Genomic DNA, 18,925 nt, shown 5'->3' on the forward strand with positions numbered 1-18,925 from the left:
GAGAACAAGTAGTGTTCCACGTGAAACATGAACGTCAGGTAAGTGAGTTGATACAGAGGGTCGGTTAGAAGATCCGGGGGAGGCCTACCGGATTATTCCTCCGTGTCTGCCAGGGGTTCATTTGCGAGGAATGCCTTGATGGCCATCTCGGTGAGGATCTCTTCATCTTCGTCGCTGGGGATGAGCTCCTCGGTTGGTTCGGCCGTGGTGAATTGATCGCAGTAGCCATCTTGGTCCGAGAGGAAAATGCCCATTTCATCCTCGAATCCCTTGGAGTCAATCTCGTGTTGGTCCTGCGTAGAGATTTTGAGCTCTACAATTTTCCGCAGCCATTTAGGGTAGGTGGGGGGCTGGCTATCGCTGTCCTTGGGCGGATGATAGCGCCCTGAGGGTGACGTCCATGCGATTCCCCTGTCCGTCATTGCCGGTGTCCAGCCCCGCATTTTCACTTCACGACGTTCGGGAGTCTGGTCTGTGCGGTAGTGGCCCTGATGGGTTCTGTTGTCCTTGAAGTGCTTTAGCGCGTGATGCCGCCGGCACAGCACCTCCAGGTTCATGAAGGTCGTGGAGCCGCCGTTCTCGTACTTCCTAATGTGGTCTATCTCAGAAGTATGGGCCTTGGCGTTGCAGCCCGGGAATTGACAGTACTCATCCCTGATCCGCAACATGGTTCGCATTGCCTTTGTAGTTCTATAGTGTTCAGGGGCGGAATCCACTGTCTGGTTCGAGATGGGATCCACCAGAATGCGGTAGAAACTTGAAGACTGCGCCACCAGATGTCTGGCCACTTCCATGCTGATTGGACCAGCACCTTCCATCCACGCAGGCTCGTTGGTGGCGCCTAGCAACGAGAGTATCGGTACCATCAAGACAGGGGTGACCTGGGGCATTGGCGGCCACACAGGGTCTGTCTTGTCTCTTGTGGTTGTGCCGGCACTGATCTTTGGTGAGGGGATGAGATCGGGAGGGGACCAAGCAGGGATCCAATCCGCCCAGTCATCAATGTCTGGGGCTCTGAACGCAACGTCTCCATAGTTTGGATCATCATAGACAGGGACCTGGCAATCATCGAGGTGGTAGTCACCCCGGTCAAGATCAGGTGTCAAGGATTCTCCAGAGGGTTCCTTTTCATTGCCCAGAGACTCGAGGCCCTTAGACGATTTGACCACACTGGTTGTGGTGAATGTACTGTGAATAAACTCTTGAGCTGTTCCCGTTCCAGCCTCTGCGTCAGGGGTTGGTGAATAGACACTGTTCTCCTCCATGGACTGGTTTAGCAGCAGTGCCGCCGCAACATCAGCCCGGAGCTGAGTTAGTGTCCGGTCCTCATGCGGCCCCTGTGCAGCTTGAGCAGTGCGGGTGCACAGGTTCCAGACACCTTCCAACGTGGGCGCCGGAGCGTAAAGGCTCAACCAGGACATGCCGTCTTGGCCGTGACTGATGCGCAAGTAGCGGCTGGAGTATGCGCGGCGGGTCCGGGCAGGGATGGTTTCAGGATACTGGCGTTCACGGAGTCGACGTGCCTTTTCACGGAAGCTTGGCAGAGTTGACGCTGCGGCCTTCTCGAGCAGGGCTTGCTCGAATGCGTGGATTGTGACTGGCGGCAAACCTGCTGCGCGCAGTAAGTCCGTCTCCTCGGCGATGACGACGGCGTGTTCCCACCCCAGCCCACCATCAACCAGCGTTGCCAAAGTTGTTGGCAATTGCTGGACTAGGGTGGATGCGTGATCCAGAAGCCTCTCGGACATGTTTTCAGGGATGGATAGTATGCTCGCGGTTTCGGCTCGGATGCTGTTCATGCACTGTTGGTGTCGCCATGGATCCGCGTTTAGGACAGTGGCTTCCAATAGCGCTGTGGCCTGTAACCGCTCGATGAGCACGGCGGCCAGTGCGGCACATTGGTTTTGATGCTTCTTCAGCGCGACTAGTGCATCTGTGCATTCATCCATGAGAAGTCTGGCTGATTCCAGCTGCGATTGGGGGCCTTGATGCGAAGAATTTTCTGCAGACGACTGGAGGTTGTCTGGAATTCTGTCTCCAGACCGTGGGACGGCAGGGTCAGCTGAATGAGGTACAGGATACTTCGGGAAGGATGACATGGCAGAAATGTCAGTGTCCAGCGGTTCAATAAGAGGCAGGGTCAGTCCAGCAATCAGGTCCGCCACATGTCCTGTGGTGGATGAAGCATCCCAGCCAGCCGGGATATTCATTGAATCGCCCATATCTCTATTTTAGAGTATATACACTAGTAGAACAAGGATTATTATGAGGCATCGTTTATAGGTTCTAAGTCGTATGTTGAGCGCCAAGTACGGCCTGGTGTGCTCCTTCAAGTCCATACAGCTCTTGCGACTGTTCCTGCATGAGCGGTGGCAAGGCACTTGCGAATCTATTGGCGGCAACCTCTGGCTCGAAGAGCCCGGATACTTCCGGGCGATGTGGAGCCCACACCGGTTCACTCCGGTTCACACCGATTTCCCCCGATCCGTTCCTGACCGGTCTGCCCCTAGTCAATCCGCCCCGATCAGTTCGAATTCAATCCGTTCCGCGATTCTCGTTCACCACCTCCATGCGTGTACTGACGGCCTCCATGGGGCCCAAAGATCAGCATTGGAGGCGTGAGAGGGGTGCTGACAGTCGCCGGTTGGAGGACCAAAACACGGTGGCTGGAAATTTGTGTGTCGGTTGTAGACGCTGTCTGGACAGTTGATGAAGGTCCTCTTCTGGCTGCTTCGATCTTCAGCTTGCTTGCCGAGTGCTAGAAGAGATCATGGCTGGCAACTCATGGGGATCGAAGTGAATGATAGCTTTGCCTCGCGAGCGAAGATGGAGGCCCTACTGGAGGCACTACTGCGCGGCTGTCCAGGGCTGTTCTACTGCGTTGCTGGTCTTCGCTAATTGTCTTCGATACTCGGCTGCGTCACACGACTCTGCGTTGAGTTTGGCGCCAATAGCCCATTCAGGTTCAGTCGGGAAGCCGAGTATCCTATTGTCCCGCCCAGACAACGGCCGAACCCATACCATTCAGTTTTAGGATGCGTGGTTTCTGGAGTCACATTCAGGAGGCCACGTTTCACGTGAAACAGAAGAGGTAGAGGTAGGAGCGGCCTGAGAAGCAGCCGGCATGAAGCGGATTTTCTAGGGGACCCACAAATAATAGTATTGCGCGGGTGAGAAAAAGGGAATTTCCGCGCGGAAGCTATGAGCGATTTGAAGCTTAGGATCAGTCTGAGAGAAACGCTGGAGTGGTTTAAATGACTGTGGACCGGGAGCACCCCGGTCCACAGTCATTAATACCATTCGCCTCTTTACTTCAGGACGTCTGCGAATTCCTTCTCAAAGTACTGCTTGGGGCGGGCACCAATAACAGTGCTCTGCACTTCTCCGCCGTTGAAGAGGTAAACGGCAGGAATGGAGGTGATTCCATACTTGGCGGAAATGGCGGGATTTGCATCAACATCCACCTTCACCACCTCTACCTTGTCCGAGTACTCCACAGAAATTTCATCCAGGATGGGGCCCAGCTTGCGGCAGGGACCGCACCACTCTGCCCAGAAATCCACAATGACGGGCTTTTCTGACTTCAGGACAACGTCTGCAAATGTTGCATCCGTGGCGCTCTTTGCGTTGCTCATGGGAATCTGCTTTCTCTTAGGAGTCTTGCTCGGCGAGGTAATGCTCAACATCTAGTGCTGCAACACAGCCTGAACCAGCGGCCGTGATGGCTTGGCGGTACGTGGGGTCCACTACGTCGCCAGCAGCGAAGACACCCTTGATGCTCGTCTTGGAGGAGCGACTCTCTACGGCAATGGTTCCTGCCTCTGTTAGCTCCAGGACACCCTTGACGAGATCAACACGAGGATCGTTGCCTATAGCAACGAATAGTCCCGTCACGGCCAAGTCACTTTGTTCCCCTGTGACAAGGTTGTTTAACCGTGCACCGGTTACCTTGGCTTCACCTTCGACGCTGACAACCTCGGAGTTCCAGATGAACTTGATCTTCGGATGCTTCAGCGCGCGTTCGGCCATGATCTTGGATGCGCGTAGGCTGTCACGGCGGTGAACAACCGTCACTGTTGCCGCAAACTTGGTTAGGAAGATGGCTTCCTCCATGGCGGAATCGCCACCACCAATAACGGCAATGTCCTGGCCCTTGAAGAAGAAACCGTCGCAGGTGGCACAGGAGCTGACGCCATGGCCCACCAGGCGCTTCTCACCATCAACCCCAAGTTCCCGGTAAGCCGAACCCGTGGAAATAATTACGGTGCGTGCCTTGAATTCCTGGCCATCGGCAAGGGTTACAGTCTTGATGGCACCCTCGAGCTCTACTGATGTGACGTCGTCGTACATCACCTCGGTGCCAAACTTCTCAGCCTGCTGGCCAAGGTTTTCCATCAGATCCGGGCCCATGATGCCATCGGGGAAACCGGGGAAATTCTCCACGTCAGTGGTGTTCATCAGTTCGCCACCAGCCGTGACTGAACCGGCAATCATGAGCGGTTTGAGGTCGGCGCGGGCAGTGTAGATCGCGGCCGTGTAACCTGCGGGGCCGGAGCCAACAATAATGACGTCGCGGACTTCGCTGGCGGGGGTAACTTCAGTGCTCACGGGTGAGTGTTCCTTTTCCTTCATAGACGGAACCGCGCTACGGCGGCCCAATAGCTCCTTCGCTAAACACAACCGGTACAGAGAGACACTTATTCCGAATAGGTTGTGGGCGGCGTAGGGGATGGTTACTTGATGCTGATTTCAGTGATCTTTAATCCGAAGGGATAGGTGACATACGGCTGCAACCGGGGCAGGTCCGTGAAGTTGATAATCACGTATTTGGCGGTAACCCCAGGAGCTGCCGTCAACGTGAAGTCCGGTGAGCTGAATGAGCCGCTACCGATCTTCGTGGCATCCTGCAGAACAGGCTTACTGTTAGTTAGGATGTTGAACTGGCCACCGAATCCGGCGAGCTGGTTAATGGTGACTGAACTGATGGTTGACTCAGCCTGTAGTTCCACCACCAGGTTGATGCTGTCTGTCTGGTCGGCGAACGCGGCGTTTGAGAACTCTACGGTAGGCCAGTAAGTGGCTTTGTTTCCGTCGATGGCGTCCTTGAGCCGGGGGTAAAACGCCTCACTGTAGTTCGGTGCGCCCGGATTGTAGACGGTGATATCCGTTAGCCCCTTGATAACAGGTGCCACGACCGCGGGCGCTGGGGGTGCCGCGGGGCTCTGCGCTTCTGTGGGCGCAGTAGCCGTGGTGGTGGTGGTAGGGCCAGCTTGAACTTCCGGGCCGGGGAACAAGTTGGTGATGTGCGATACCGCAAAGATGAGAGCGCCAATGAGCAGGACACCGAAAATGGCGCCCGTCAGCCAACGGCCGGTGGCACGAGGAGCATTTCCGTCATCCTCGTCGTCGAGATAGTCCTCGGACTCCGTGTAGTCGTCATGGGCGTCCAGGAGTTCCGCCGGGAATCTTCCGGGCCGCCTGGTCTCGTCCAGGTTCTCCTGATGGTCCTCGTTGATGAATCCATAGTCATCCTCATCCCAGAGCGTCACCTTTGAAACAGGGGGTGGTGCTACTGCGGGGGAAGGAACTGCGGCGGCACTTGCACCGGCGATTCCGCTCACCGCTGCGGTGGGCGGCGGGGTGGGAACATCCGCGTGTGTTGGTGGCGGGGTGGTAATGCCGGGGATGGGGTGGGCCGGCGTCAGCGGGGAGTTGTCCTCGTAGACGTAGGCATCCTTTATAGGAGCTGCGTCCCGGGCCTTGCCGAAAATTTCCGTGCCAAGAGTATCAGTGAAGAACGGCTCCTGGTAGACCTCTTCCAAGGGTTCCGTGGGAACCACCAAGTCAAGCAGGTCAGCAGGGGAATTCCTGGCGGCGATGAGGTAGGTGGCGTTTCCTTCCACACCCAGATCCAAGATGGAAACACTGGAAACCCTTGCACCCGTGGCCACTTCCCTGGCGCTCTGCGTCAGGTTGGGTGAGTTCTCAACAGCTGCCACCAAGATACTCACGGGGCGGTTGAGGACCTGATCCAGGCCGTCGAGGATAATATCGTTCTCGGCAGAGGCCAAGATGCGGCCGGTCACTTTGTAGCGGCCGCCAAGGATAGAGCCCACATCAATGGGTTGTGGCACCAAATCCTCCTTTTACAAACACGGTGGCCGGTGTCAATGAAGATCACAAGCCATATTTTGACTGATTCTATAGGAAAACACTGTAAGGGCCGTGGTTGGGGCGTATCACGGAACGGCGTTGGTCCAATATCTTTATTTTCCGGGTATCCGATTGCGTACTTTGTTGATCAGCGGATTCAAAAGGGCATCAATTTCATCCACACGCAGCTGCTTCAAAACCAGAACATAGACCACCGCCATGGCAGATCCCACAACAGCCAAGGTCACCACTGACGCTTGAATAGATGTCCACATAAAGCCTCCGGTTGCGGAGCTTCCAAAAAGCCTCAACAAAAGCTCCCCAACAATGCCGCTAACGAGGGCCGCAGCGAGAAAACGCATATGTGCGCGCAGAATAAGGCCGCCACCGTAGTCGCCCAGTTGGGCCTTCAGTAATCGGTGGCTGATCATGGGCCCTACGAAGTTGCTGATGGTGTAGCTCAGTGCAATGCCGTAAATGATCCATTCCGGGGGCAGTTGACCGGCTATCAATACACAGCTTAGAAGCACAGCCACTGCGATGCATTGCAGAATGAATGGGGTCTTGGCATTCTCCTGAGAATAGAAAACTCTGTTGAGAATGAAATTGATACTGAAGAACGGAGCCCCGACGGCCAAAATAGCCAGCGTGATGGCCACCTGACGGCCCACCAGCTCCTGATTTCCGCTAAAGAGCATCCCGAGGGGACCGGACAGCACCAGCAAAGCCATAGCGGCAAAGACCGTAGCCATCCCCGTGGTCCGCAACGCACTGGAGACGGAGGATCGCAACGCCGGAAGGTTCTTGCTTGCTGCGGCGTGTGCCATGGCCGTAAACATCACCGTGGCAATGGACAACGCAATGGTTGAATGCGGCATGATGTACATCTCGGTTGCACGGCTCAATACCAGAGCGCCAGGATACACAGACCCACCAGCGTTGCTGTCTGCGCCGCTCGGGATGGTGGCGATGCGCAGGATGAGGATAAAGCTCAAGTTGCCAATAATCATGGTTCCCATGGTCCATGTGGCGATCTTGGCAGTGACTCCTAGCCCTGCGCCCTTCAAAGAGAACTTGGGGCGCAGGTTCAAACCCAGACGGTGAACAGGTATAAGCAACACCACGGACTGGGCGATGATGCCGAGAGTGGCGGTACCGGCCAGGATCCACGATTGTCCGGTGGTCCAGTTACCGACCGTGTGCGGGTTAGTCGCGGAGCTGCCAGCAACAAAAATGAACACGAGCAATCCGGTAATGGCCACCACATTGTTCACCACAGGGGCCCAAGCGTAAGCCTTGAAGGAGTTATGCGCATTGAGGACTTGCCCCAGCAGCGAGAACAACCCGTAAAAGAAGATCTGTGGCAACAAGAACAAACCAAAGGTAATGGCGAGTTCTAGTTGCTTACCTGTGAACGAAGTTGACAGGCTCATGATGGGTACCACAAGGAGCATGACGACGGCGGTCAGCGTCAGCAGACCCAGAAGTCCTAGGGTCAGCAGCCGAGAAATGAAATCACGGCCGCCATCAGGATGCTTGCTGGCCTTGGCAATCTGCGGGATCAACACGGCATTGAAGACACCTCCTGCCAGCATGAGGAAGATCAAGTTGGGCAGGTAGTTGGCGCCTTCAAAAATGTCACCGATGACCGTGCCGGCCACGGCGATGCTCAAGATAATTCCCTTAATCAACCCCAAAATACGGGACACCAGGGTGCCAACTGCCATGTTGGCGCTGGAACGCGCAGCAGAAGGGCTCATGCGTCCCTTGCTCGCGGTATGAGCTAGGGGCGGAGCGGGGACAAGAGCAGGGTTCCGGGGAGGCACACGCGGTGCGGCTACGGGTTTAGGCGGGATGTTAACCCGTTCAACATTAGACATCACCACCATCATCTCATTGCAGCCTTGAGACGCGCTGACAATGGACACGCACTGAGCGTGGACTCAAGGGAGTGCACGCTCACTCTCCTGAGCGGCGGCTACTGGACTAAAAATATTCCGGTAATAATTCCCGCGCCAAATCGGTGATGCGCCGCTCATTGGGGAAGGAGAGCTTTCTTGCCAGCTCATTGAGCGGCACCCAAGCGACATCTACTGCTTCATGGTCCGGATCGTTCTCAATGGTTAAGAACCCGCCGGTGGCACGCAACAAGAAGTGATGGACCGTTTTGTGCACTCGGTGGCCGCTAACGGTAAACCAGTAGTCAATGCTGCCCAGGGGAGCCAGAATCTCCCCGGCTATGCCGGTTTCTTCCTCAATCTCCCGGACAGCAGCCTCTGCATGAGTTTCCACACCTTCGGGATGCCCCTTCGGCAGGCACCACTCAAGCCGGCCGCCACGGTTGATGCGGGCAATGATGGCAACATGGGGAACACCTTGGTGCATTTCCACCACCACACCACCTGCCGAGACTTCCTCAATAGTGGGTAACTGGCTCGGTGCTGCGGGCGCTCCGAGTGCTCCCATTGCCGGTGGCAACGGGTTCCTCTTGGGCGCGCGCGGCACGGGGTGGACCATGCAGTCCACTCTAGCTATCTTTGGCGTTGGATGATGACAGGCCCAGCGGTGCAGTTTTGCGGTGCCTTATGAGTAGCGAGGCGGGATTGGTGTCCTAGACAAACCCGGGAGGGTAAAAGTCTGGCATTCTTAAGGGACCATGGATTTAGTGCCTGATACCTCAAAATTTGACCCGGTTGTTCTTGAACTGGGGATGCTCTTTGCAAATGCTGGCTTTGAGCTTTCCCTCGTTGGCGGACCGGTCCGCGACTTGTTTCTGGGCCGGGTTTCTCCCGACCTAGATTTCACCACGAATGCCACCCCGGATGAGATTCTCGCCGTGGCAAAAAAATGGGCGGATTCACACTGGGAGATGGGCCGCGACTTTGGCACTATTGGCTTTCGCAAACGCAACTCTGCGAAAGAGATGCTGCTCATTGAGGTCACCACTTACCGAGCAGAAGCTTACGATCCGGACTCCCGCAAACCCGTAGTGGCTTTTGGCACCTCCCTTGTGGATGACCTGCAGAGGCGTGACTTCAGCGTCAACGCAATGGCGTTGCGGCTGCCCGCCATGGAACTTGTGGACCCGTTCGGCGGTGCCAAAGACCTGGCCGCCGGGCTGTTGCGCACGCCGGGAACTGCTGAAAATTCCTTTTCTGATGATCCCCTGCGCATGATGCGCGCCGCACGCTTTGCCTCGCAACTTGGCTTCACATTGCATCCGGACGTGCTTGCTGCCATGAAGGACATGGCCGGGCGTATCAGCATCATCTCGGCCGAGCGGGTTCGCGAGGAGCTGGTCAAGCTCATTTGCGGTGCCCATCCGCGGGCCGGGATCGATATTTTGGTGGAAACGGGCTTGGCCGAACTGGTGCTGCCAGAGATTCCAGCGCTTAAGTTGGAAACCGATGAGCACCACAGGCACAAGGACGTTTACCAGCACTCACTGCAGGTTCTGGAGCAGGCTGCCACCTTGGAGACAGGGCCGGAGGGGCCTGTTCCCGGGCCAAACTTTGTTTTGCGTTTTGCTGCGTTGATGCACGACGTCGGCAAGCCCAAGACCCGCCGTTTTGAACCGGGAGGTGCGGTCAGCTTCCGCCACCACGATCTGGCCGGGGCGAAACTCACTGCCAAGCGGATGAAGGCGCTGCGTTTTGACAACGATTCCATCAAGGCCGTTTCCCGGCTTGTGGAGCTGCATATGCGCTTTTACGGGTATGGGGAATCGGGCTGGAGCGACTCCGCCGTTCGCCGTTATGTGACGGATGCGGGCCCGCTGTTGGAGCACCTGCACCGGCTAACCCGTTCCGATGTGACCACAAGAAACCAGCGCAAGGCGGATAGGCTCTCCTTTGCCTATGATGATCTGGAACAGCGCATTGCTGTTCTGGCGCAGCAGGAAGAGCTGGATGCTATCCGTCCTGACCTTGACGGGGCTGCCATCATGGCCCTGCTCGGCATCAAGCCTGGGCGTGTGGTGGGCCGCGCCTACAACTTCCTCATGGAGCAGCGGATGGAACACGGTCCACTGGGGCCGGATAGGGCGCAGGACGTCCTCCGCGACTGGTGGACGGAGCAGCCCGAGTCGCAGCCTGAGGCGCCCCAAGCGCCACAAGCCACAGCTTGAAGGCGCAGCTAAGACCGCGGGTACTGCAGAAGACGGACGAGTAAAACCCATACTAATATTCTCTGATTGGAATATACGCAATGAGCAATATATCAAAGGGAAGCACTCCGGCCAGTGCAACAGCGGCTCTGGGTGGGCCAAAACTCTGGCTATTGCGCCATGGCGAGACCGAGTGGTCCCGCAGCGGCCAGTACACGGGCTTGACGGACTTGCCGTTGACACAGGTGGGAGAGGACCAGGCACGCTCCGCGCAGGCTGCATTGGCCGGCGTCGACTTTGACCTTGTTCTTACATCCCCACTGCAGCGGGCACACCGTACGGCGATTCTTGCCGGCTTCCCTGAGGCAATTGTGGAACCCAACGCGGTGGAATGGGACTATGGAGATTACGAAGGCGTTGACAGCGCTGTGGTGCGCGCGGAGAACCCCGGGTACTTGATTTGGGACAACGGAGTTCCCAACGGGGAAACTCTGGAGCAGGTGGGTGAGCGTGCGGATCGGATTGTGAGCCGGGCATTGGCCATCACCCGGGAGGACGGCAACCCTGCCAACGTTCTGTTGGTGGCCCACGGACATTTCCTGCGCATCATGGCCGCCCGCTGGCTGCGCTTGCCGGCCGGTTCCGGCAGGCATTTTGTGTTGGGCACAGCCAAAGTTTGCACGCTCGGATGGGATAAGAAAACCCCTGCGATCGAACAGTGGGGACTGTAGCACCGGCGTCGAGGTAATGCGCACGCACCAAGCGGGCCATGAGGGGTTGAACAGGTAGGCTCGTAGCCATGCATCACTCACAGGCTTCGGGGACTCAAACCCGGCATCCCATTGTTGTGCCATCACGCAGCGACAACATGCTGCGCACGTGGACCGAGGCTGTGGGCGGACCTCTGGGTACGCGCACCTCGCCGGGGCAGACCAACCCGGGTTTCTTCACTGTGGAGCGCGTTCTTGTCCTGATGGCAGCCGTTTCGGCGCTGATTGCAGTCATGACCAAGTCCCACTGCCGCACGGCCGGCTGGACAACTCCCGACCAGTACTCCACAGTGTGCTTTTCGGTTTTCCCCAACGCTTTTGTTGATGACTCGGTGGGGACCTTGCTCCCCTTTTTCTCCCAGGGTTCCCCCTTTGAGCAACCGGTTCTGGCTGGCTGGATTGCCACAATCACTGCATGGCTGACGGGCAGTGCCGGGACAGGGGCCTTGCGCCAACTGGCTTTTTTTGACGTCAATGCGGCACTCATTGTGGCGGCTTGGATTACCGCCGTGGTACTAGTTGCCCGGACATCCGGGCGCAGGGTGTGGGACGCCGCCATGGTGGCAGCCAGCCCGGTGCTGATCTTGATGGCCTATGTGAGCTGGGACTTCTGGGCTGCGGCACTGGTCAGCGCCGGGATTTACCTCTTCGCTCGTAAGAAGACACTCTCGGCAGGAGTCTTCTTTGGCGTGGCCGCACTGGCCGCACCATACCCCATCTTCATCCTCATGACGCTGGTGTTCCTAGGTATCCGAACCGGCCACGTAGCCAAGATGCTCGAGCTGATTGCCGCAGCGGCCATCGCCTGGCTACTGGGTTTGGCCCCGATCATGGCCATCAACCCGCCAGCCTTCCCGGATTACCTCAAAAACCTGATTTCCGCTGACGCCACGGAGTCCTCTCTATATGGGGGAATTAACTTGATTGCGGCCCGCATGGGCTGGCCGACTCTTGAGATTGGTGCCATAAATGCCATGTCAGGCATGCTCTTGATCTTGTTGGTAGCCGGGCTGTTGGGTTTGGCGATCTATACGCCCAGAACACCCAGGGTGGCACAGCTGGTGTTTATTGCGGCAGCAGGATTCATGGTCTTGAACAAGGGCACCGAACCGTGGCATGCGGTGTGGTTGGTGCCGCTGATTGCATTGGCCATGCCACGGTGGCGCCCGGTGCTTGTATGGCAGGCCGCGATCGTGACGCACTTTATTGCCCTGATGCTTTTCCGCAGCAAGAGCCTCGGTAACATCAGTAACCAGCACGCCATAGACACACCCTTTTTCCTCATGGCAGCCGTCATAGGCACAGTGGCAACCTGCATCATGGTGGGCTTGGTGATCCGTGACATGTTTGTGCCTGCCTATGATGTGGTGCGCCGTGCAGGAGTGGCCGATCCCCAGGGTGGGGTACTGCTGGAACCGAGGGCGGAATCCCTGATGGAGAAGGACTCCGGGGAAGGACTGCCTGGGAAAGAACTGCCTAGGAAAGAACTGCCTAGGAAAGAACTGCCAGGACAAGCGCCAAAGATTGCGGAAGTGCGCTGATCATGGTGGATGTTGCTGTTGTGGGTTCTGGCCCCAATGGCCTAGCCGCCGCTGTGACCATGGCACGCGCGGGGCTGTCGGTGCAGGTTTTTGAAGATGCCGATTCGATTGGCGGAGGGACGCGTACTGCAGAAAGTACCTTGCCGGGTTTTCTTCACGATGTGTGCTCTGCCGTCCACCCCATGGCCTTGGCCTCGCCCTTCTTCCGAGCCTTCGAGCTGGAACGCCGGATAGAGCTGCTGGTACCCGAGGTCTCCTACGGGCACCCGCTGGACGGTGGCCGGGCCGGAATTGCCTACCGCAGCCTAGACCGAACTGTTGAGGCACTGGGCGCGGACGGGCCGGTTTGGCGCGCCCTGATGGAACCCCTCCTGCGCCGGCTGGAGGGGGTTGTTGATTTCACGCAGGGACCGCTGCTGCGACTGCCCAGGGATCCGTTGGCGGTGCTGAAATTTGGGGCCAGGGCCCTGCTGCAAGGAACGCCGGCATGGAACCTTGGCTTTGCGTTAGACGTGGCACCGGCCATGCTGACAGGAGTGTCCGCACATGCCATTGGCCGCCTACCGTCACCGTCCGCTGCGGGGGCGGGACTGCTGTTGGGAGTCTTGGCGCATGCCGGGGGCTGGCCGGTTCCCAAGGGCGGCTCACACGCTATTTCCCAGGCGTTGGCCGATGATCTGTTAGCCCACGGAGGCCGGATTGAGATGGGAGTACGCATTGACAGCGTGGCCGAATTACGGGCTGCAACGGGCGCCACTGCCATCATCGCCAGCACTACGCCGCGTGCCCTGGTTGGGATGGCGGGTGCCGAGCTGCCATCTTCTTATGCGCGGAAGTTGGAATCCTTTAGCTATGGGGCAGGTGTGTGCAAAGTAGATTTTGCCCTTTCCGGACCTGTCCCGTGGACCGCGACCGATCTGCGGGCTGCACCGACCTTGCACTTGGGCGGATCGCGGGAACAAATAGCGTTTGCCGAGAGTGAAGTGCTGGCAGGACGCCACCCAAAGAACCCTTATGTGCTCGCGGTGCAGGCAGGAGTTATTGATCAGACTCGGGCGCCGGCAGGACAACACACTTTGTGGGCCTACACGCACGTTCCGGCAGGATCCTCACGTGACTGCACAGCAGAGATCATTGATGCCGTAGAGAAGCACGCCCCAGGTTTCAGAGACTTGATCCTGGCAAGTTCAGTACAGAGCGCTCATGATGTGGGCGCCTACAACCTCAATTATATTGGCGGCGACATTGGCTCTGGAGCGGTCACCATGAGGCAGCTTTTACAACGCCCCGTGGTATCGACGGAGCCGTGGCGAACGCCCGTGCAAGGGCTCTACCTGGGATCAGCTTCCACCCCTCCCGGGCCTGCCGTGCATGGGATGGGCGGCTGGTTTGCAGCAAAATCTGCGTTGAAGCACACCTTTGGGCTGCCAATGCCAGCCTTGGGGGTGGATGTTTAAACGTGTGGCCCTCAGCTAACGCTGCGGGCCACACGTTTAAACATCCACCCGATGCTTAGGGTGGAGGATCAGGCTACTCTCAGAATTAGTTTCGGCGATCCAGAGTACCGATGGGGAGTCCCGCTGCATCCTTAATGCTCAAAACATCACCATTGATGACACCGCCAGCGGCCTTGGTTAGCCACTGGTCTACGCCTTCGCAAGCCATTTGAGTGCCGCTGAGCTGTGAAAAGGAGAGCTTGCCCTCAACCAAGAACCACTGGCCGGTAATCCGGTTGCAACCATCGCTGCCGCTGATGAAACCTGCTTGTTCGAAATCTGGGCTTTTATCGGCTCCCAAGGAGAGCTCCAAATAGGGTTGCTTGTCGGTGTTGTAACCATTGCCCCATGTGCCAACGGGGCCTGTTGCGGCACCGCAGGAAGAGATGGTCAAAGCAAGGAGTAAGCTGCCGCCAAGGGCTGCAATGCGTTTCATGATGAGGGGGGCTCCGATCGCGCTGGTCTATACATGCGTTTCCCTTATGTTATTGCATGGCCGCACAATCACGGCTTTTGCCTCAGGCGGGACGCTCGGATAACTGGGTCTAGAAGCTGCCAGCCAGTGCGGGCACCGGGGCGGTCAGGACGCCGTCGCGCATGGTGGCAACCAAGTCGGTGAGTGGGACAAACTCGGTGTCGTGCGTGACCATGATGGTGGCCACATTGAACTCGTCGCTGACCTTACGCAGCAACCGTACGATCGAATCGCTGCGAGCGTGGTCAAGGGCGGCTGTAGGTTCATCAACCAACAAGAGTTTGGGGTCGGCCATTAGAGCACGGGCTATATTCACGCGCTGACGCTGACCACCGGAGAGCTGGTGGGGACGTTTGCCAGCGCAATCGGCCAGCCCCACGAGGTCCAACAGTTCGGCGGCACGCACTGCAGCAGCCTTCAAGGACTTGCCGCGAAGGTGGTCAGTGATGATCAGCTGCTCCGAGGCAGTGAGCGAGGCCAACAGGTTGGGCTGTTGGAAGATGATCCCTACCTTGTCACGGCGCAGGGATGCCAGCTCTTTCTCGGAGAGTGCCGTGGCGTCCACGCCGTCGATCATGACAAGGCCCGAGGTGGGCTTGACCAAGGTTGCGGCAACCGCCAGCAGGCTCGACTTTCCGGAGCCGGACGGGCCCACTAGGGAGACAAACTGGCCGGGGTGAACTGTGAGGTTCACGGCGTCCAAGGCCGTCATTACCCCATCCCCATCGGGGTATTGCAGTGTCACATTGATCAGGTTCAAAGCAGTCATTTGGAGTTTCCTTAACAAATGGAAGGGGAAAGCTGTGTGTCTGGCGTGGTTGGGCCCACGCGTCCGAGGGTCCCGCTGCGAGCTTGCGAGTAGTGGGAGGGCGTGGGGACTAGTTGCCGCCGAGGGCGATCATGGCGTCGACCCGGGTGACCTTGCGGACAGCCAAGGCTGAACCGGCCAGGCCCAGGAGCACAATGCCGATTACCGGGAGCAAGGTGGTGGCCGGTGTGAGCAGAAACGGTGCACCCATTGCGGCGAAGAAACCGCCAACAATTCCCACGAGCCCACCAAGCCCGGCGCCTGCCACCAACACGATCGCCGCCTGCGTCAACGCGTCCCTCAACAAGTACGGACCGGATGCGCCCATGGCCTTCAGTACCGCAATGTCACGGGTGCGCTGGACGGTCCACACGGTCAGGAACGCCACGATCACCAAGGCTGAGATGCCATACAGGAACGCCTGCATCATCATGAGTGAGCCGTTCTCGCTCTTGTAGCCGCCCAGTCCTGCAAAGGCGCCGGTCCGCGTGGTGCTTACTGTGCCAGCGGCAGAGTTGGCGGCTGCGGTATCAACTGTTGCGCCGCTGCTGTACGTCACGGCCAAGGCAGTGGCGAGCTGGTTCGCGTCGCTCACATGCGCAATCTTGGTCCAGGCCGGCAATGACGTCCACACCACGGAGGAGTGTGAATACCATTGCTGGGGCACAATGGCGCTGACCCTCAGGTCCACACCGCCGAGGGTGACCATGTCGCCGGTGTCCAACGCCAAATCCTTGGCCACGTCCGTGCCAATGACCACCGTCTCATCGGTGACGGCCGACGGCGCGATCCCGCCACCTGTGCCATCCCCGCCGACACCAAAGACAGCCACGTTCGTGGTGCCCTGGCTAGCTCCCTTGGCCTGGAAACGGGTCTGGTTGATACCCAGCGGCACCACCGAGGCAACGCCGGGGGTCTTGGCCCATGAGTGCGCCTGTTCCTGGCTCACTTCACTTTCAGTGAAGGAAACCTTGGCCTCATTCTTGCCGGGGGCACCAAACACCACCTGGTTGACGGCGGTGCTGCCGCCGAGTTTTTCCAGTGCCGAGGTGTTTTGATTGCCCAGCCCTGCCGTCAGGCCGGACAACATCACCAACAGGAGGCTGATGAGTGCAACCACGGAGCCCATAAGGGCGAACCGTCCCTTGGCAAAGCGGATGTCTCGGATTGCGAGGAACATAGAAGGCCTCTTTCAGATGCTGGAAGAACTAGTGTTTTTCCATGTGGATCAGTCATTACTTCAACTCTCCTGCGAAAACACTTCGCCTCCATCGCGGGGTTGGTTGATAGCGCGGAAGCGAAAGGTTGATAAGCCAATCAACCAATTGGTTGATGCGCAGAGGGGGCCACCAGCACTTATGCTGGTGGCATGTCTGCCGTGGATGCCCCGCCCGTCACGAATGCCCCGCCCATCACAAGTACTTCACCCGTCACGAGTACTGCGATTCTGCGATTCCTTCGCGTTACCTTGCATGTTGGCTTCGCAGTATTGCTGGCGGTAGGGGTTAGCCGCCTGCTCCTAGAAGCCGGTGAGCGCCCCAGCAGGTATGTCTACTTCGGGCTCAGCGTTGCGCTGGCACTGGTCTACCTCGTGGGGACGGTGGCTGAAAAGCGGTTCTCGGCCGGCAGGCTTCAAAAGAATCCACGCCGTTGGGCTGTGCTGTGGCTGGGCCTGATCACGGTGATGTGGGCAGTGTTGATGTTTGGATCAGTGGAATTTTCCTGGCTGGTCTTTCCGCTATTTTTCCTTCATCTGCATCTCCTGCCGCGGTGGGCGGGTATCGGCATGGTTTCGGTGATGACAGCGGGGGTGATACTTGCCCAGTGGGCCTCCTCCGGGGCTGATTTCCCCCCTCTGCCTGTGGTGCTGGGACCGGTTTTTGGCATGGCATTTTCGATCGCCACTGCCAAGGCGTACAAGCTGCTGTATCAAGAAGGCGAGGCCCAGCGCCACGCTGCTGAGGAGCTGCGGCGCACCCGGGCCGAACTTGCCTCTACCCAGCACGAAGCAGGTGTTTTAGCTGAACGTGCACGGCTGGCCCGAGAAATCCATGACACCCTGGCCCAAGGATTTTCCTCCATCATTTTGGTCTCCCGGGCGGCCCGGCGCAGCTTGGATTCAGGGGATCTGGAATCCGCCGGTGAATCTTTGACGATGGTGGAGGCAACGGCAGCCGAGAATCTGGCCGAGGCACGAAATTTTGTCCGCGGGCTCTCTTCGCCGGCATTGGCTCAAACATCTCTCGTGGAGGCCCTGTCCAGGCTCTGTTCCAAGACGGAGCGTGAGGCGGCTGCCCGCGGCGGCCAGCTAGCGTGCAGTTTCCGGCTGGACGGGGAGCCTGTGGAGATCCCGCAGCCATACAAGGTCACCTTGTTCCGTGCCGCAACCACGAGTCTGGCCAATGTCTGGCTGCACGCCCACGCCACGTCCGCCGTCGTGAGTTTGGCGTTTTTGGGAAGTGAAGTAACTCTTGACGTGTACGACGACGGACGTGGCTTTGATCCGGATATCCTCCCCGGCGCGGTGGCTGGGCGGGCTGATGGAAGTGGCTTTGGGCTGCGCTCCCTCCGGGAGAGGGTGGTTGTCCAAGGCGGTACTCTGGCCCTGGAAACAGCCCCCGGTGAAGGAACAGTGGTAGCCATCCGGTTACCGCTAGGGGCGGGGGTTGATACTGGGTTTAATGCGGGGTTGGGTACTGAATTGGGTATTGGTTTGAGTTCGAGACAAGGGGATAGTAATGGGTGAAATTCGGATTTTGCTGGTGGATGACCATCCGGTAGTGCGTGCGGGATTGCGAGCCATGCTCACCGAGTTTGAGGGGTTCACCGTGGTGGCCGAGGCGCCCGAGGGTGGTGCCGCCATCAAGGAAGTCCAGCGGCTCGCGATGCTTGGTGAACCTGTGGACGTGGTGTTGATGGATCTGCAAATGGGTGCCGGCATGGACGGTGTCAGCGCCACCAAGGCCATCAAGGAATTGACCGGGGCACCGCCAGTGCTGATTCTGACCACCTATGACACCGATGCGGACATTTTGGCGGCGGTAGAGGCCGGGGCCAGCGGGTACATGCTCAAGGATGCGCCGCCAGAGCAGATCCGCAGTGCTGTGCAATCGGCCGCGGCGGGACAGACGGCACTGGCACCAGAGGTTGCTGCGCGGCTCATGGGCCGGATCCGCAACCCTGCCCCCGCACTGTCCGGGCGCGAGGTGGAATTGGTGGAGTTGCTCGCCACGGGAATGGGCAACAAAGCAATCGCAAAACAGTTGTTCATCTCTGAAGCAACTGTCAAAACACACCTTGTACACATTTACGACAAGCTGGGCGTGGACAACCGGACAGCCGCCATCTCCGTTGCCGTCTCACGCAGGATTATTCGCAGTGCTGGCTGAAACCGTGCACGCCCGTACGAGGAAGATTTATAAGTGGCCCGAGCCATTTCGGGCAGTAAGAATTATGTGTAATGTGAGCTAGAACACGGGGTGGTACGTGGGCAATATGGCTCCTAGTGGCTATGGGGGTTTGGTGATCCAGAAAAATGGGGCGTACGTCACATATCTCCCATTAGTGATATGCATAA

General features: G+C 58.2%; 15 protein-coding genes. 6 read left to right on the forward strand and 9 right to left on the reverse strand.

The features are described from left to right. Nucleotides 1-92: 92 nt before the first annotated feature. From CVS29_RS07445 to CVS29_RS07470, 6 genes are all read right to left on the reverse strand, one after another. Nucleotides 93-2,222 (reverse strand): HNH endonuclease signature motif containing protein, encoded by a 2,130-nt coding sequence (locus tag CVS29_RS07445; RefSeq protein ID WP_110105713.1) that lies wholly within the window; start codon nucleotides 2,220-2,222, stop codon nucleotides 93-95. A 1,086-nt stretch (nucleotides 2,223-3,308) separates the two neighbouring features. After that, complete coding sequence (gene trxA / locus CVS29_RS07450) at nucleotides 3,309-3,635, reverse strand: thioredoxin (protein WP_110105714.1); 327 nt, start codon at nucleotides 3,633-3,635, stop codon at nucleotides 3,309-3,311. A 16-nt stretch (nucleotides 3,636-3,651) separates the two neighbouring features. Next, nucleotides 3,652-4,632 (reverse strand): thioredoxin-disulfide reductase, encoded by a 981-nt coding sequence (trxB, locus tag CVS29_RS07455; RefSeq protein WP_110105715.1) that lies wholly within the window; start codon nucleotides 4,630-4,632, stop codon nucleotides 3,652-3,654. A gap of 101 nt (nucleotides 4,633-4,733) precedes the next feature. Next, nucleotides 4,734-6,134 carry a hypothetical protein gene (locus CVS29_RS07460; RefSeq protein ID WP_110105716.1) on the reverse strand — a complete coding sequence of 467 codons (1,401 nt, stop codon included), beginning with the start codon at nucleotides 6,132-6,134 and terminating at the stop codon, nucleotides 4,734-4,736. Nucleotides 6,135-6,266: 132 nt separating this feature from the next. Then, nucleotides 6,267-7,913, reverse strand: a complete 1,647-nt coding sequence (murJ, locus tag CVS29_RS07465) for a murein biosynthesis integral membrane protein MurJ (protein WP_170120928.1) — start codon at nucleotides 7,911-7,913, stop codon at nucleotides 6,267-6,269. Nucleotides 7,914-8,139: 226 nt separating this feature from the next. Beyond that, the gene (locus CVS29_RS07470; protein WP_110105718.1) at nucleotides 8,140-8,670 is read right to left on the reverse strand and encodes an NUDIX hydrolase; all 531 of its coding nucleotides are present in this window, start codon (nucleotides 8,668-8,670) and stop codon (nucleotides 8,140-8,142) included. A gap of 139 nt (nucleotides 8,671-8,809) precedes the next feature. Between CVS29_RS07470 and CVS29_RS07475 the strand changes: the two genes are divergently transcribed. The 4 genes from CVS29_RS07475 to CVS29_RS07490 all read left to right on the forward strand — a co-directional run bounded on the left by CVS29_RS07475 (nucleotide 8,810) and on the right by CVS29_RS07490 (nucleotide 14,026). After that, complete coding sequence (locus CVS29_RS07475) at nucleotides 8,810-10,279, forward strand: CCA tRNA nucleotidyltransferase (RefSeq protein WP_110105719.1); 1,470 nt, start codon at nucleotides 8,810-8,812, stop codon at nucleotides 10,277-10,279. Between the two features lie 80 nt (nucleotides 10,280-10,359). Beyond that, a complete protein-coding gene (locus CVS29_RS07480) occupies nucleotides 10,360-10,989 on the forward strand; it encodes a histidine phosphatase family protein (RefSeq protein WP_110105720.1) in 630 nt (209 codons plus the stop codon). Between the two features lie 68 nt (nucleotides 10,990-11,057). Beyond that, nucleotides 11,058-12,569 carry a glycosyltransferase family 87 protein gene (locus tag CVS29_RS07485; protein WP_110105721.1) on the forward strand — a complete coding sequence of 504 codons (1,512 nt, stop codon included), beginning with the start codon at nucleotides 11,058-11,060 and terminating at the stop codon, nucleotides 12,567-12,569. Nucleotides 12,570-12,571: 2 nt separating this feature from the next. Continuing rightward, nucleotides 12,572-14,026: a phytoene desaturase family protein gene (locus CVS29_RS07490; RefSeq protein WP_110105722.1), complete on the forward strand. Its 1,455-nt coding sequence runs from the start codon at nucleotides 12,572-12,574 to the stop codon at nucleotides 14,024-14,026. Between the two features lie 85 nt (nucleotides 14,027-14,111). On the opposite strand, the gene CVS29_RS07495 is transcribed toward CVS29_RS07490, so the two are convergent. The 3 genes from CVS29_RS07495 to CVS29_RS07505 all read right to left on the reverse strand — a co-directional run bounded on the left by CVS29_RS07495 (nucleotide 14,112) and on the right by CVS29_RS07505 (nucleotide 16,528). Continuing rightward, nucleotides 14,112-14,501, reverse strand: a complete 390-nt coding sequence (locus CVS29_RS07495) for an META domain-containing protein (protein WP_110105723.1) — start codon at nucleotides 14,499-14,501, stop codon at nucleotides 14,112-14,114. Nucleotides 14,502-14,610: 109 nt separating this feature from the next. Then, nucleotides 14,611-15,309, reverse strand: coding sequence for an ABC transporter ATP-binding protein (locus CVS29_RS07500; RefSeq protein WP_110105724.1), 699 nt, complete (start codon nucleotides 15,307-15,309; stop codon nucleotides 14,611-14,613). Nucleotides 15,310-15,418: 109 nt separating this feature from the next. Next, nucleotides 15,419-16,528, reverse strand: a complete 1,110-nt coding sequence (locus CVS29_RS07505) for an ABC transporter permease (protein WP_110105725.1) — start codon at nucleotides 16,526-16,528, stop codon at nucleotides 15,419-15,421. Nucleotides 16,529-16,717: 189 nt separating this feature from the next. Between CVS29_RS07505 and CVS29_RS07510 the strand changes: the two genes are divergently transcribed. Both CVS29_RS07510 and CVS29_RS07515 read left to right on the forward strand, forming a co-directional pair. Then, nucleotides 16,718-18,094, forward strand: a complete 1,377-nt coding sequence (locus CVS29_RS07510) for a sensor histidine kinase (protein WP_110105726.1) — start codon at nucleotides 16,718-16,720, stop codon at nucleotides 18,092-18,094. Further along, on the forward strand, nucleotides 18,087-18,737 hold the full coding sequence (locus tag CVS29_RS07515) for a response regulator (protein ID WP_110105727.1): 651 nt from the start codon (nucleotides 18,087-18,089) through the stop codon (nucleotides 18,735-18,737). The genes CVS29_RS07510 and CVS29_RS07515 overlap by 8 nt, the downstream gene beginning before the upstream one ends. Nucleotides 18,738-18,925 lie beyond the last annotated feature (188 nt).

It is taken from the genome of Arthrobacter psychrochitiniphilus (genome assembly GCF_003185915.1).
Classification (GTDB): Bacteria; Actinomycetota; Actinomycetes; order Actinomycetales; family Micrococcaceae; genus Specibacter; species Specibacter psychrochitiniphilus.